This window comes from Pseudomonas sp. NPDC089395, from assembly GCF_044749525.1.
Taxonomy (GTDB): domain Bacteria; phylum Pseudomonadota; class Gammaproteobacteria; order Pseudomonadales; family Pseudomonadaceae; genus Aquipseudomonas.
Genome location: NZ_JBIVID010000010.1, coordinates 71,374 through 85,067 on the forward strand (window position 1 = coordinate 71,374; position 13,694 = coordinate 85,067).

General features: G+C 63.9%; 9 protein-coding genes, 1 tRNA gene and 1 pseudogene. 2 read left to right on the top strand and 9 right to left on the bottom strand.

All coding sequences use genetic code 11. From position 1 onward, the window contains the following. Positions 1 to 13 precede the first annotated feature (13 nt). Complete coding sequence (locus tag ACIPZG_RS20765; protein WP_400716682.1) at positions 14 to 1,522, top strand: DHA2 family efflux MFS transporter permease subunit; 1,509 nt, start codon at positions 14 to 16, stop codon at positions 1,520 to 1,522. A 97-nt stretch (positions 1,523 to 1,619) separates the two neighbouring features. Here the strand turns inward: ACIPZG_RS20765 and ACIPZG_RS20770 are convergent, their stop codons facing one another. Together ACIPZG_RS20770 and ACIPZG_RS20775 are read right to left on the bottom strand one after the other, a co-directional pair. Continuing rightward, positions 1,620 to 2,042, bottom strand: coding sequence for an organic hydroperoxide resistance protein (locus tag ACIPZG_RS20770; RefSeq protein WP_400716494.1), 423 nt, complete (start codon positions 2,040 to 2,042; stop codon positions 1,620 to 1,622). 298 nt (positions 2,043 to 2,340) lie between these two features. After that, positions 2,341 to 2,417 (bottom strand) — tRNA-Val (locus tag ACIPZG_RS20775). 347 nt (positions 2,418 to 2,764) lie between these two features. Between ACIPZG_RS20775 and ACIPZG_RS20780 the strand changes: the two are divergent. Continuing rightward, positions 2,765 to 4,877, top strand: a pseudogene (locus ACIPZG_RS20780) (3-hydroxyacyl-CoA dehydrogenase NAD-binding domain-containing protein). A 97-nt stretch (positions 4,878 to 4,974) separates the two neighbouring features. On the opposite strand, the gene ACIPZG_RS20785 reads toward ACIPZG_RS20780, so the two are convergent. The 7 genes from ACIPZG_RS20785 to ACIPZG_RS20815 all read right to left on the bottom strand — a co-directional run bounded on the left by ACIPZG_RS20785 (position 4,975) and on the right by ACIPZG_RS20815 (position 13,693). Continuing rightward, positions 4,975 to 6,327: a DUF1329 domain-containing protein gene (locus tag ACIPZG_RS20785; RefSeq protein ID WP_400716496.1), complete on the bottom strand. Its 1,353-nt coding sequence runs from the start codon at positions 6,325 to 6,327 to the stop codon at positions 4,975 to 4,977. Positions 6,328 to 6,492: 165 nt separating this feature from the next. Further along, positions 6,493 to 7,647, bottom strand: a complete 1,155-nt coding sequence (locus tag ACIPZG_RS20790) for an acyl-CoA dehydrogenase family protein (protein ID WP_400716498.1) — start codon at positions 7,645 to 7,647, stop codon at positions 6,493 to 6,495. Positions 7,648 to 7,903: 256 nt separating this feature from the next. Then, positions 7,904 to 9,571, bottom strand: a complete 1,668-nt coding sequence (locus ACIPZG_RS20795; RefSeq protein WP_400716500.1) for an AMP-binding protein — start codon at positions 9,569 to 9,571, stop codon at positions 7,904 to 7,906. 119 nt (positions 9,572 to 9,690) lie between these two features. Next, the gene (locus ACIPZG_RS20800; protein ID WP_400716502.1) at positions 9,691 to 10,803 is read right to left on the bottom strand and encodes a CaiB/BaiF CoA transferase family protein; all 1,113 of its coding nucleotides are present in this window, start codon (positions 10,801 to 10,803) and stop codon (positions 9,691 to 9,693) included. A gap of 51 nt (positions 10,804 to 10,854) precedes the next feature. Beyond that, on the bottom strand, positions 10,855 to 11,310 hold the full coding sequence (locus ACIPZG_RS20805; RefSeq protein WP_400716504.1) for a MaoC family dehydratase: 456 nt from the start codon (positions 11,308 to 11,310) through the stop codon (positions 10,855 to 10,857). 31 nt (positions 11,311 to 11,341) lie between these two features. Then, positions 11,342 to 12,481 carry an acyl-CoA dehydrogenase family protein gene (locus tag ACIPZG_RS20810; RefSeq protein WP_400716505.1) on the bottom strand — a complete coding sequence of 380 codons (1,140 nt, stop codon included), beginning with the start codon at positions 12,479 to 12,481 and terminating at the stop codon, positions 11,342 to 11,344. A gap of 15 nt (positions 12,482 to 12,496) precedes the next feature. Next, positions 12,497 to 13,693, bottom strand: coding sequence for an acyl-CoA dehydrogenase family protein (locus ACIPZG_RS20815; RefSeq protein ID WP_400716507.1), 1,197 nt, complete (start codon positions 13,691 to 13,693; stop codon positions 12,497 to 12,499). Position 13,694: the final 1 nt, after the last annotated feature.

Consider the following 13,694-nt stretch of genomic DNA (forward strand, 5'->3'; position numbering starts at 1 on the left):
GGCCTTTGCCTGCATGTGTGTGGGGATGTTCATTGCCCTGATCGATATCCAGATTGTCTCGGCGTCGCTCAAGGACATCGGTGGCGGGCTCTCCGCTGGCGCGGACGACACCGCCTGGGTGCAGACGGCCTACTTGATCGCGGAGATCATCGTGATCCCCCTCTCGGGTTGGCTATCGCGGGTGATGAGTACCCGCTGGCTGTTCGCCGCGTCAGCGGCCGGGTTCACCTTGACCAGCCTGCTGTGCGCGCTGGCCTGGAACATCCAGAGCATGATCGCCTTTCGCGCCCTGCAGGGTTTTCTCGGCGGTTCGATGATCCCACTGGTGTTCACCACGGCGTTCATCTACTTCACCGGCAAGCAGCGGGTGATCGCCGCCTCGGTGATCGGCGCCATCGCTTCGCTTGCGCCGACACTGGGCCCTGCGGTGGGCGGCTGGATCACCGACATGGCCTCCTGGCACTGGCTGTTCTACATCAACCTGGTACCCGGTATTTTCGTCACCATCGCCGTGCCGCTGCTGGTCAAGGTCGACCGGCCCAACCTGGATTTGCTCAAAGGCGCCGACTACCTGGGCATGGGGCTGATGGCGCTGTTCCTGGGCTGCCTGGAGTACACCCTGGAAGAGGGGCCGCGCTGGAACTGGTTCAGCGATGCCACGATCGCTGTGACCGCTTGGGTGGCGGGTGTCAGCGGCCTCCTGTTCATCTGGCGCAGTTTGACCATCGCCGAGCCTGTCGTTGACCTGCGGGCCCTGCGCGACCGCAATTTCGCCCTGGGCTGCCTGTTCTCCTTCATCACCGGCATCGGCATTTTCGCCACCGTCTACCTCACGCCACTGTTCCTCGGTCGGGTACGCGGTTATGGCGCACTGGACATCGGCCTGGCGGTGTTTTCCACCGGGGTGTTCCAGTTGCTGGCCATTCCGGTGTACGCCTTTCTCGCCAACCGTGTGGACCTGCGCTGGATCCTGATGCTGGGGTTGGCGCTGTTCGGCCTGTCGATGTGGGACTTCTCGCCCATTACCCACGACTGGGGCGCCAAGGAGCTGCTGTTGCCCCAGGCCATTCGCGGCTTCGCCCAGCAGATGGCGGTGCCGCCGACCGTCACCTTGACCCTGGGCGCACTCTCGCCGGCACGCCTGAAGCTCGCCTCGGGCTTGTTCAATCTGATGCGCAATCTGGGCGGTGCACTGGGCATTGCCGCGTGCGCCACGATACTCAACGATCGCACCAACCTGCACTTCCAGCGCCTGGCCGAGCACCTGAACAGCCGAAACGAGACGATGAACACCTGGCTCGATCAATGGAGCAGTAACGCCCAGGCGCTGGGCCAGAACAGCCTGGACGCCAGCCACACCGCGCTACACCAACTCTGGGCATTGACCTGGCGCGAAGCGCAGACCCTGACCTACGCCGACGCCTTCCTGGTGATCATGGTGTGCTTTGCGGTCGCCACCCTGCTGGTGCCGTTGATGCGTAAAGTTCAGCCCCCAGCACAACCTTCCGCCGACGCCCATTGATCCTTCGCCAACCGCTCTGTTCTTTCAGGCCTTCATCTAGACAACAAGAAGCCCGCGCACCTGATCGGTCGCGCGGGCTCGGTGTCGCTGGGTGCTATCAGAGCATCACGAAACCTACCTCGATATTGCCCCGGGTCGCCTTCGAGTAGGGGCAGATCTGATGCGCCTCGGCCACCAGCCGCTCCTTGTCTTGCGACGCAAGGCCTGGCAGGTGAACCGTCAGCTGCGCCGCCAGGGCGAAGCCACCGTCGGCGGTATTGCCCAGGGACACCTCGGCATCCACGGCCACACCGTCAGGCAAGCGAATGTCGTACTTCTGCCCGGCACGACGCAGGGCGCCGATGAAGCAGGCCGACCAGCCAATGGCGAACAGTTGCTCGGGGTTGGTGCCTGGGCGGCCGGAGCCGGGCGGGCTCAAGGGCAGATCGAGCTCACCGTCGGCAGATCGGCCGCGGCCGTCACGACCACCCGTGGCAAGGGTGTGGGCTGTGTAGAGAACAGTTGTGAGGGTGTTGGACATAGTGCTTCTCCTTGGGAAATGGAGCCCTCACCCGTCAAGGACGCAGGGGTATCTGCGACGACGGAGAGGTCTCGTTCGGGTGGCACTAGTTGATGTCAGCACTGTGTCGACGATGTATCCGTGGGCGGCCCCATTTGTATTGCAAACCCCGAACATCAGGGCCCGAACACACTGAGATACAGATCGATACAGCAGGACGTGCGTCGCCGGAGGTGACCAAGGGGTAGTACGGGGAGAGTACGGGGAGATAGTGCAAAAACAAAAAGGGCGATCCTTTCGGATCGCCCTTTCTGAGATTTGGTAGGCACAATTGGACTCGAACCAACGACCCCCACCATGTCAAGGTGGTGCTCTAACCAACTGAGCTATGTGCCTGTCGTGTGGGGCGCATATTAGAGATCGAATACACACCTGTAAAGCGTTTTTTTCAAAAAAATCAAAAACTTTCAGAACCGGGCAGCGCTTGTCTCAGGTGCCCATCGCCGGCAAGCCGGCCCCCACAGGTACACCACCGCCTTCAGGTCTGCGCTGTACCTGTGGGAGCTGGCTTGCCAGCGATGAGGCCAGTGGATTCAGAAGCAGGTCTTGCAGCTCAAACCCCCGAAAAATGCCCCCTCCCCCTCCCTTAAGGGAGGACGCCTGTACGGACCAGATTGGGTTTACTGGACGCTCCGGAAGTCTCCGCGCCCTTGTAAACCATTGTTCCAGTCACAGGAGCCACCATGAACCCATTGATCCATTACCACGTCGACGCCGAGCTAGCCCTGATCGGCCTTGCCCGCCCGCCGGTCAACGCCCTGGGACAGCCATTGCGGGCCGCCCTGCTGGAAGCCTGCGAGCAGGCCCAGGCCGATCCGGCGGTTCGCGCCATCGTGCTGTACGGTGCCAACGGCCTGTTCAGTGCCGGTGCGGACATCAGCGAATTCGGCACCCAGGCTTCCTGCGCGGCACCCGACCTGCCTGGCCTGCTGCAGCGCCTGACCAGCATGGACAAGCCCCTGGTGGCGGCCCTCGGTAAACTCGCGCTGGGTGGCGGGCTGGAGCTGGCACTGGCCTGCGGCTACCGCATTGGCGAGCCAGGCACACGTGTCGGCCTGCCGGAAATCAACCTCGGCCTGCTACCCGGTGCCGGCGGCACCCAGCGCCTACCTCGCCTGATTGGCGCTAGGCCGGCCTTGGATCTCATCCTTGCCGGCACGCCGGTGAACAGTGAAACCGCGCTGCGCCTGGGCATCCTTGACCGCGTCGCAAACCATGCTAACGCGCTGCTCGACGAAGCTTGCGCCTTTGCCCGGGAGCTGCTTGGGGACCGCGCAACAGCGCGCCCTGATGAGCCTTTTCCCAACCCGGCAAGCGGCTTGCCTGATGACTTCTTCGAGCACTTTCTCGAAGCCAATGCCCCTCGGTGGAAAAGCCGCCTGGCCCCCAGGCTAGTGCTCGATGCGCTTCAAGCCGCCTGTCGGTTGCCGTTGGCCGAAGGCTTGGCACACGAACAGAGGCTGTTCCAGCAAGCCGAGGATTCCCGCCAGTCGACTGCCCTGCGCCATGTCTTCTTCGCCGAACGCGAGGCAGCCAAGGTGCCTTGGATCGAAGCCGACCTGCCGCTGCGCCCCATCGGCAAGGTCGCCGTGATCGGCGCGGGCACCATGGGCGGTGGTATCGCCATGAACTTCGCCAATGCCGGTATCCCGGTCATCCTCCTGGAGCGTCAACAAGATGCGCTCGACCGGGGGATCGCGCAGATCAACCGCAACTACGCCAACAGCGTAAAGCGCGGCAAACTCGCCCCCGAGCAACTCGAACAGCGCACGACGCTGATCACCGGCACCTTGGACTACGCCGACCTGCGAGACGTCGACCTGGTGATCGAGGCCGTCTTCGAAAAGCTGGAAATCAAGCAGGCGGTGTTCCGCACCCTGGATGAAGTGTGCAAACCAGGCGCCATCCTCGCCACCAACACCTCATCCCTGGACGTCGACCGGATCGCGGCCGTGACCACACGGGCGCACGATGTCATTGGACTGCACTTCTTCAGCCCGGCCAACGTCATGCGCCTGCTGGAAGTGGTGAACGGGCGGCAAACCGCAGCGCACGTGCTGGCCACCACCCTGAAGCTGGGCCGCACCATCGGCAAGCTCCCGGTCGTGTCGGGTGTGTGCTTCGGCTTCATCGGCAACCGCATGCTCGAGCCCTATGCGCGCGAAGCCCACCGCCTGGTACTCGAAGGCGCCAGCCCCGCCCAGGTAGACAACGTGCTGACGGGCCTGGACCTGAACATGGGGGGTGCTGAGCATGCTTGACCTGGCCGGCATCGACGTGAACTTCCTGGTACGCGACGCTAACCGCACGGCGATCAACCACGACGACAGCTATTGCCGCCTGGGCGACGAACTTTACGCCCTGGGCCGGTATGGCCAGAAGACCGGCCGGGGTTTCTACCTCTACGACGGCCGCGAGCGGCAGGAAGACTACGAGGTGATCGCCCTGGCCGAGCGCCTGGCGGGAGAGCTGCACATTCCACGACGGCCGATCGATACGCAGGAAATCCACGACCGCTGCCTGTTCATGCTGATCAACGAGGGCATCCAGCTACTGGACGAAGGCATCGCCTTGCGCGCCAGCGATATCGACCTGGTGTGGATCAATGGCTACGGCTTCCCCGCCCACCTGGGCGGGCCAATGCACTACGCCGAACAGCTCGGCCTGGACAGGGTACTGCGCGGCATCGAGCACTACCGCCAGACCCTTGGCGACTACGGCAAAATGTGGTTCCAGCCGGCCCCGCTGCTGGAGCGCCTGGTGGCCGCCGGCAAGCCCCATATCGAACGTTTCTGAGCACCGCCGGCTCAGGCCGGCCCCTCCCCTGACACAAGCAAGTAAAAAAAAAGCGGAGCCGAATCCTTCGGCTCCGCCCAGGTCAAGCCGACCTGCGTTAGCGCACGCCCGCCCCGGCAAGGCTGTCCGGTGTCCAGCGCGAATCAGAGGTCATGTTGTCGGACACCACCACGCCACCGGTGCTGGGCCAGATATTGATGTAGTACGTGCCCGCGATGAGATCGTAATGCCCGGAGGTCGTGGTATTGATCGCATCGGCATCGTAGAGGGCTGTGAGGTAGGCGAAGCCTGGGCGCCAAAGCTGGCCACGGCCGTCGTACTGGTCGTTGGAAAGTACCGCCCAGCTGTCCTCGTCGACGTAGAAGGTCCGCTTGGAATAGATGTGACGAGCACCCGGTTTCAAGGTCGCTTCCACCACCCAGACACGATGGAGTTCCCAGCGCACGAAGTCCGGGTTGATGAATGCGTTGCCGAACACCTGGTCAGCATCCGCGGCATAGGTGAAGCGATAGGTGTTGTACGGCACATACATTTCTTTCTTGCCGACCAGCTTCCAGTCGTAGCGGTCCATGCGGCCGTTGAACAGGTTGACGTCGTCCATGGTGGACATGCCGGAAGTACTGGGGTTTGGCGTGTCGTAGGCCAGGTCTGGCGCCAGGCGGACGCGGCGTTGACCTGGCAGGTACTGATAGGCGCGACGGGGTTTTTCGCCATCGACGCTCTCGAAGGTCATCACCGCCTCGCCCGCCCGACGGGCCGGGCCGCTGTAGTTGGTCCGAGCGCGGTTGTAGAGGGTTGGCTCGCCTTCTTTCTGGCTATAGAACGGGCTTTCCAGGGTCCAGGCCCCTTGGGTCGAGAGCACGCGCTTGCCCGCCGCATCGACGTTGAAGGCGGAGTACCTGGGAATCACATAGGACGGCCCCTGGTAGCGGGCGATGTGATTGATCATGACCTCGATGCCCTGCTTGGGGATCGGGAAGGGAATGCCGCCGCTGGCACCCACCGCGGTATCGCCCGTGTCGGACAGCTTGGCCTGCGTGGCATTCTTCATGGTTTTTTCACGCACGGCCTGGGGATAGACGACCGTCCGATGGGTCGGATAGACGTCCATGCGAAAACCGGAGAGCTTCTTGAACATCGCCTTTTGCCCATCGCTGAGCTTGTCTGCGTACGCGTCGGCGTTGTTCGCATCGATGGAGAACAGCGGCTTCTCGTTGGCAAAGGGATCTGGACGCACCCCTTTGCCCTTGTCGAATCCGGCGGGTGCCGTGGTCAACCCGCCGGTGTACGCGGGAATGCTGCCATCCTTGTTGCCTGCCATCTCGGCGCCGATCGGCGTCAGGGTGACGCCCAACTGCTTGGCCTCTTGATCAGACACCGCAGCATGGAGCACGCCTGTGTGCGCCGCCATCAAGCTGGCCGCGAGCAGGATTTTTGTCAGTGTGGTCATGTCTCCACCTTCTAAGGTTGTGATGTTCGAAGTCAGCGCCTCACGCCGGTCCGGGCACAGGCCCTGTGGCTTGCGTGAACGCGGACTTGCCGGGTTGTTGTATCCAAGCAGCCGCCGCATTGCCCCTCCCTAAATGGCCAGTGGGGAGGGGGCGTCCTGGAGGGCTTAGACGAATGCGCCGATGCCGGTAAGCGCGCGGGAGATCATCAGTTTCTGGATCTCGGTGGTACCGTCGGGAATCGGGATGACGATGGCCTCCCGGGCCAGGCGCTCGACATCGAACTCCTTGGTCAGGCCATTGCCGCCATGCAGCTGCACCGCGTCACGGCAGACCTTCACGGCCATTTCGGTGGCGAACCACTTGGCCATCGACGACTGCACGTCACAGCGAATGCCGGCGTCCATCATCGAGAAGGCCCGGAAGCACATCAGCCGCGCGGCGTCGGTCAGGGTGGCCATTTCGGCGATCTTGGCAGCGACCAGTTGATGGGCGGCAATGGGTTTGCCGAACTGCTGGCGCTCCTTGGCATAGCTGATCGACGCCTCGAGCGACGCACGCATCAAGCCTACGGACAGCATGCCCACGTTGGCGCGTGCCTTCTCGAACAGCTTCATGGTGTTCTTCAGGCCCGACCCTTCCTCCCAGACCATGTTGCTGGCGGGCACCCGTGCTCCGTCGAAGAACACCTGGGCCGTGGACTGGCCATTGAGCGCGATCTTGTCGATATTGCGCGTCTCATAGCCGTGCTCCTCGCGGTCGACGAGGATGTGCGACAGCGCCTTTTCACCCGTGCGCACGGTGGTGATCAAGAAGTCCGAATAGTGCCCGTTGGAGATCCAGGTCTTCTCGCCCTTGATGATGAAATGCTCGCCATCGCGATTGCCGGTAGCCTTGATATCGGCCACGTTGGAGCCCACGTCCGGCTCGCTGATGCAAAAACCACCGAAGGTACGCCCGGCCATGATGTCCGGCAGGTAACGCTCGCGCAGATGGGCCTGCGATGCCGGCAATTCCGCCAGCGTGACCGCCATCCCCTTGTTGATCATCACGCACAGGCCAATGTCGACGGACACGGCGCACAGCTCTTCGAACAGCATGGCCTCGGTGACCAGGTCAAGGCCAAGGCCGCCATGCTCCTCGGCGACGCTCACCCCGGGCAGGCCGAACTCGGCGATCCCCTGGGTGATTTCACGCATCCGCTCCTTGGGAATGTGCTGGTCGCCATAGCGGCGTGCGACGGGGCGGATTTCGGCATCGAGGAACTTGCGAAAACTCTCGACGGCAAGGCGTTGCTCTTCACTGGGCATGCAAATTTTCATTGAGTGTCGCTCCTTCAGGTCGCAGTGCCGGTGCGAACACAGTCGCCCTGGCTCAACGGATACGTGGGTTGTCGCTGGTGCGATGGATCACCAGTGACTACCGAAGTTACGTGAGCCCTGTGGGCGATTCCCCCCCACGTTAGAGGGGCCAGAGGGGGTCTTGCGGGGTGCCGTTGCCAGGCCTGGAAATAGAAGCGACACCGGGCCCGTCACTGCAATCGCAGGCGAGCCCGGCCTTGACGCGGGAGGAGAGCACTCACTCGAAGATAACGGTGCGACCTGATGCCAGCCATTGCCCAGCCTGTTCCAGGTAACGGCTTTCGATGACGTCACGCTTGATCTTGAGGGTGGGGGTGAGGAAGCCGTTCTCGATGCTCCACAGGTCATTCACGACTACCACGTAGCCGAGGCGCTCATGGGGTTCGAGGTCAAGGTTGAGACGCTCGCGCAACGTATCCAGCTCACTGTGCAACTGGTTGCGCGCTTGGGTATCGGCCAGGCTGTCGCGCCCCTCGGGCGACAGCATGAGCAACGCGAAGGGTGCAGGTTGCCCGGGCCCGGTGACGCACACCGCCTCGACCCAGCGGTGCGCGATACGGTTCTCGATGGGCACCGGCGCCACGTACTTGCCCTTGTCGGTCTTGAACAGCTCCTTCACCCGACCCGTGATCTTCAGACGCCCCTCCTCGTCCAGCACGCCACGGTCACCGGTCTTGAAGTAGCCATCGGCGGTCATGCTTTCGGCCGTCAGTGCCGGTTGCCGGTAATAGCCCAGCATCCGCGTGGCGCAATCGACGAGCACTTCGCCGTCCTCCGACAGACGACAGCGCACGCCGGGCAATGCCTGCCCGACATAGCCCACGCGCACCTGGCCCGGCCGGCTGTAGTGGGAATAGCAGAAGTTCTCGGACATGCCGTAGACCTCCAACAGCTCCAGGCCAAGGTTGCGGTACCAGTTGACGATCTCCAGCGGCAGCGGTGCCGAGCCGGTAAAGGCAATGCGGGTGCAGTCCAGGCCCAGCATGACCAGCACTTGTTTCCTCAGTGCCGCACCCGCTTCGCACGGGCTGGACAACAAGGCCTGCTGCTCGGCCGGAAGGCGTGTACAGATCGCCTGGTAGAACTTGGTCCAGAGCCTGGGCATCGAGATGAACATCGATGGCCGCGCCCGGCACAGGTCCTGGGTGAAGGTTTCCAGGGTGTCGTTGAAGAAGACTTGCACGCCATGGCAGAGCGAATTGGACTCTACCGAGGAACGCTCGGCGGCATGGGCCAGGGGCAGGTAGGACAGCAAGCGATCATCCGGCCCTAGCTGGATGAAGTCACCGCCCGCCAGCGAAGCATAGGCATGCATGCTGCCGAAGCTGTGCATCACCCCTTTGGGCGTACCCGTGGTACCCGAGGTATAGATGATGGTCGCCAACTGGTCGGGTTCGGGCAGAAGGATGTCCTGCAGCGGGTCATTGGCGGCACACACCTCGTCCCATTGCCGAGAGTCGCCCTCAGGCGCCAACGGCAACGCGATGACCTGCACGTCGGCTGGCAGCATCTGCTGGGTACTGCTGCCGGGCTCCATCCGCCCGAGGAACAGCAGGCGGATGTCGGCGTGATCGACGATGTAGCGCAGGGTATCGGCGTTCATCGTCGGGTACAGCGGCACGGAGACATGCCCGGCCATCCAGATCGCCAGGTCGGCCATGATCCAGTGAGCGCTGTTCTTGCCCAGGATGGCGATACTGCTCCCGGCGGGCAGTTGCAACGCGGTCAGGTAGGTGGCCATCCGTCGCGCCTGGTCACCCACCTGGCGCCAGCTGTACTGATGGACCTGGCCCGCCACCGGCTGGGTCAGGTAGACCGCATCGGGTCGGTTGGCTTCCCAGTGCAGGAAGCGATGGAGCAAGGTCGTCGAGTTATTATTGTTCATGCAACGTTCCTTCCAGGTCATGACCGGTCGCGCCCCGCCCTCACGGGCGCGGACGCTGTTGAACGGCCGGATCAGGGGGCGGCTCAAGGTGCCGAATCGGCTGACACGCCCCGTACCGCTCACCTTGCGCACCAATCGCGCAACACCGCCTCCGAATCCTGGCCGCGGGCCGGTATGGCGCCTGGCGCTGCCGGTTGGGTCACCGAAAAGCGCGGCGCCGGGTTGGCCTGCAGCACGCCATCGATCCGGCTGTACACGCCCCGCGCCGCCATATGCGGATGCTGCGCCGCCTCGTCGAGATCGAGCACCGGCGCGAAGCAGGCATCGGTGCCTTCGAGCAGCGCGCACCATTGCTCGCGGGTGCGGGTGGCGAACAGCTCGGCGAAGCCTTCGTGCAGGTTCGGCCACAGCTGTGGATCATGCCCCTTGGCATAGGCCGGGTCACCGGCCAGGCCGAGCTTGTCCAGCAACAGTTTGTAGAAGCGCGGCTCCACCGAGCCCACCGAAATGAACTTGCCGTCGGCACAGCGATAGGTGCGGTACCAGTGCGGTCCGTCCAGCAGGCTGGTGCCACGCTCGTTGTGCATCTGCCCTGCCGACTTGAGCCCCAGCATCAGGTTCAGCATATGGGCGCTGCCATCGACGATCGCAGCATCCACCACCTGCCCCTGGCCGGTGGCCCGGGCGTTCATGATGCCGGCCAGCAGGCCCACCGCCAGGTACATCGAACCGCCACCGATGTCGCCGACCAGGCTCGGCGGGGCCATCGGCGCCTGGCCCGGCTGACCTGACCACCACAACGCGCCAGACAGCGCGATGTAGTTGAGGTCATGACCGGCAGCCTGGGCCATTGGGCCGGCCTGGCCCCAACCGGTCATGCGGCCGTAGATCAGCTTCGGGTTGCGTGCCAGGCATACGCCGGGGCCCAGGCCCAGGCGCTCCATCACACCGGGCCGCATGCCCTCGATCAGCGCATCGCAGTTTTCCACCAGGCCCAGCACGGTATCGATGCCTGCCTGGCTCTTCAGGTCGACGGCGATGGAGCGTTTGCCACGGTTGCACACGGCGTGCTTGCCAAGGTCCAGGTCCTCATCGCCTGCGGCCAGGCGATCCACCACCACCACATCCGCGCCCAGGTCGGCGAGCAGCATGCCGCAGAACGGTGCCGGCCCGAGCCCTGCGATTTCCAGAATTCTCAGCCCCTTCAGAGGGCCAGTGCGATCTTGTGCCATCAGGTCATTTCTCCATGGGCTGGCAGCGCCAGCCGCCTGTCACGCTGCCGTTCAACCGAACACACGCAGGATGCATTCCGCCACGCAGGCGGGCTTGGCGACGTGCTCGATTTCCACGGTCATCTCGTAGGTGACCTGGGCACCATTACCCTCCAGCGGCTCCCAGGACTGCACCTTGAAGTGCGCGCGCAGACGGCTGTCCACCGGCACCGGCTGGACGAAACGCACCTTGTTCAGGCCATAGTTCACGCCCATCTTCACGTTGCGCACTTCGAACGCATCGGTCATGAACGTCGGCAGCAAGCTGAGGGTCAGGAAGCCATGGGCGATGGTCTTGCCGAACGGACCGTTGGCGGCGCGCGCGGGGTCGACGTGAATCCACTGCTGATCGCCGGTGGCCTCGGCGAAGGTATCGATACGCTGCTGATCGATGGCCACCCAGTCGCTGCTGCCGACCACCTCGCCGACCAAGCCCCGCAGCGCGTCCACGTTCTCAAAGCTGTTCATGTTGCTCTCCCCCTGGAATTGTTGTTGTCGTTCAGTCGAGCAGCTCGGCCTGCAGGGCGGCCGCACAGGCGGCCTCGTGGCTGTCGCTGCTGCCCAGCAGCAGGTCGGCGACCACGGCGTGCTTGTAGTAGTGGCCCACCAGGTACTCTTCGGTCATGCCGATGCCGCCGTGCAGCTGGATGCCATGGGCACAGATAATCTTCGCGGCGCGACCGATCAGCATCTTGGCGCTGGAGAGGGTCTTGTCGCGGTTCGACGGGCTATCGTTGGCCACCGATGCCAGGGCCGCATGCAGCATCGAGCGGGCAAGCTCCATTTCCGCCGCCATGTCGGCAATGCGGTGCTGGAGCGCCTGGAACGAACCGATGGGCACGCCGAACTGCTGGCGGACCTTGAGGTACTCGGCGGTCACTTCGAGGGTCTTCTCCATGCCACCGACCAGCCCGGCACACAGCGCCACGATGCCATGGGCAAGCCCTTGGCGCAGGGCAGCAAGGCCCTGCCCTTCAGCGGTCAGCAGGGCGTCAGCCCCCACCTTGACGCCCTCCAGGCGCAGCTCCTGCACCCAGGTGCCGTCGTGCAGGGGCAGTGACTGGCAGACCAACCCGGCGCTGTCGGCGTTCACCCACAGCAGGCTGACACCCTCGGTACCGGTGACGTGCGCCGAAACGATGAAGGCCTGGGCACCGTCAGCCCCCATGACCAGGGTCTTGGTGCCATTGAGGGTGAACCCTTCGCCGCTGCGCTCGGCGCGCACGGTGACGGTCTCGGGCATGCCACGTGAGCCCGGCTCGCTGTAGGCCAGGGCAATACGGCATGCGCCTTCGGCCAGTTGCGGTAGCCAGCGGGCCTTGTGCACGGTGTTGTCACAAGCGGCCAGTGTCTGCGCGGCGAGTACCGCGCATCCCACATAAGGCTCGAGCACCAGGGCGCGCCCCAATTGCTGGGCGATGATGGCGGTCTCCAGCAATGAGCCACCGAGCCCTGCGTATTCCTCTGGCAAGGCGGCCATCAACCAGCCCTGGGCGGCGAAGATGCCCCAGTTGTCGGCGCTGCCGTTCTTCCCGGCCCCCAGCAGGGCCATGCGCGAATCGAAGCTGTAGGCCTTGTCGACATAGCGTCGCACGCTGTCCTGCAGCAGTTGTTGTTCCGAAGTCAGCTCGAAATCCATACCCGTTTCCTGCCCTTAGAGTTGGAACAGCAGCTTGGCGATGATGCCGCGCTGTACTTCGCTGGTGCCGCCATAGATGGTGGAAGCTCGGCGGAAGAACATTTCATTGGCGATACCGGTCGCCAGGGCCTGCAAGGGGTAACCCTGTTGCTGGTTCGGTTCGTGGGGATGCGGGTAGGCAATCGCGCCATAATCCCCCAGGGCTTCCACTTGGGCTTCGGTGATGCGCTGCTGGAACTCGGTCGCGCGGATCTTCAGCATCGAGCCCAGGGTGTGGGACTCTGGCCGGTGCTCCTGCTCCAGGCGGGCCACGCGCTGGACCAGCATTTCCAGGGCCTGCAGCTCAGCCTCCAGGCGCGCCAGCTTCAGCGCGAATACCGGGCGCTCGCACAGACGCTGGCCGTCAGCCTGCAAGGTCGAGGCAAACAGTTTCAGCTCGCGCATGTAGCGCTTGAGCTCGGGCAGGTCGGCGGTCGTGGCATGCTCGTTGTTGAGCAGGAACTTGGTGATGCTCCAGCCCTGCCCTTCCACGCCGATCAGGTTCTCCACCGGCACGCGGACGTTGTCGAAGAAGGTTTCGTTGAGGTGGTGCGCATCGTCGATGCTGCGGATCGGCCGCACGGTGATACCCGGGGTGTTCATGTCCACCAGCAGGAAGCTGATACCGGCCTGCTTCTTCACTTGCGTGTCGGTGCGCACCAGCAGGAAGATCCAATCGGCATGGTGGGCGTAGCTGGTCCAGGTTTTCTGGCCATTGACCACATAGTGGTCACCCTCGCGCACCGCACGGGTACGCAGCGAGGCCAGGTCGGAGCCGGACCCAGGCTCCGAGAAGCCCTGGCACCAGAGGCGCTCGCCCTCGAAGATGGCGGGCATGTGCTGCGCCTTCTGCTCGGGCGTGGCGAAGGCATTGAGCACCGGCCCCAGCAACTTGTGCACGAAGCCGTCCTGGGTCGGGGTGCCTGCGGCACTGCATTCATCGTCGAAGGCCAGGATCTGCGGCACGGTCCAGCCAGTGCCGCCATGTTCCTTCGCCCAGTAGGGCGCGCCCCAGCCGCGCTGGTTGAGGATCATCTGCCAGCGCATCACCTGTTCACGCGGTGACCGGGTAGCGCGGCGAAGCCCTTTGAGGTCCGCCGGGACGTCCTCGTCGAGAAAGCGCCTGACTGCCTGGCGGAATGCAACCAGGCTCGAATCGGGAGTGAAATCCATG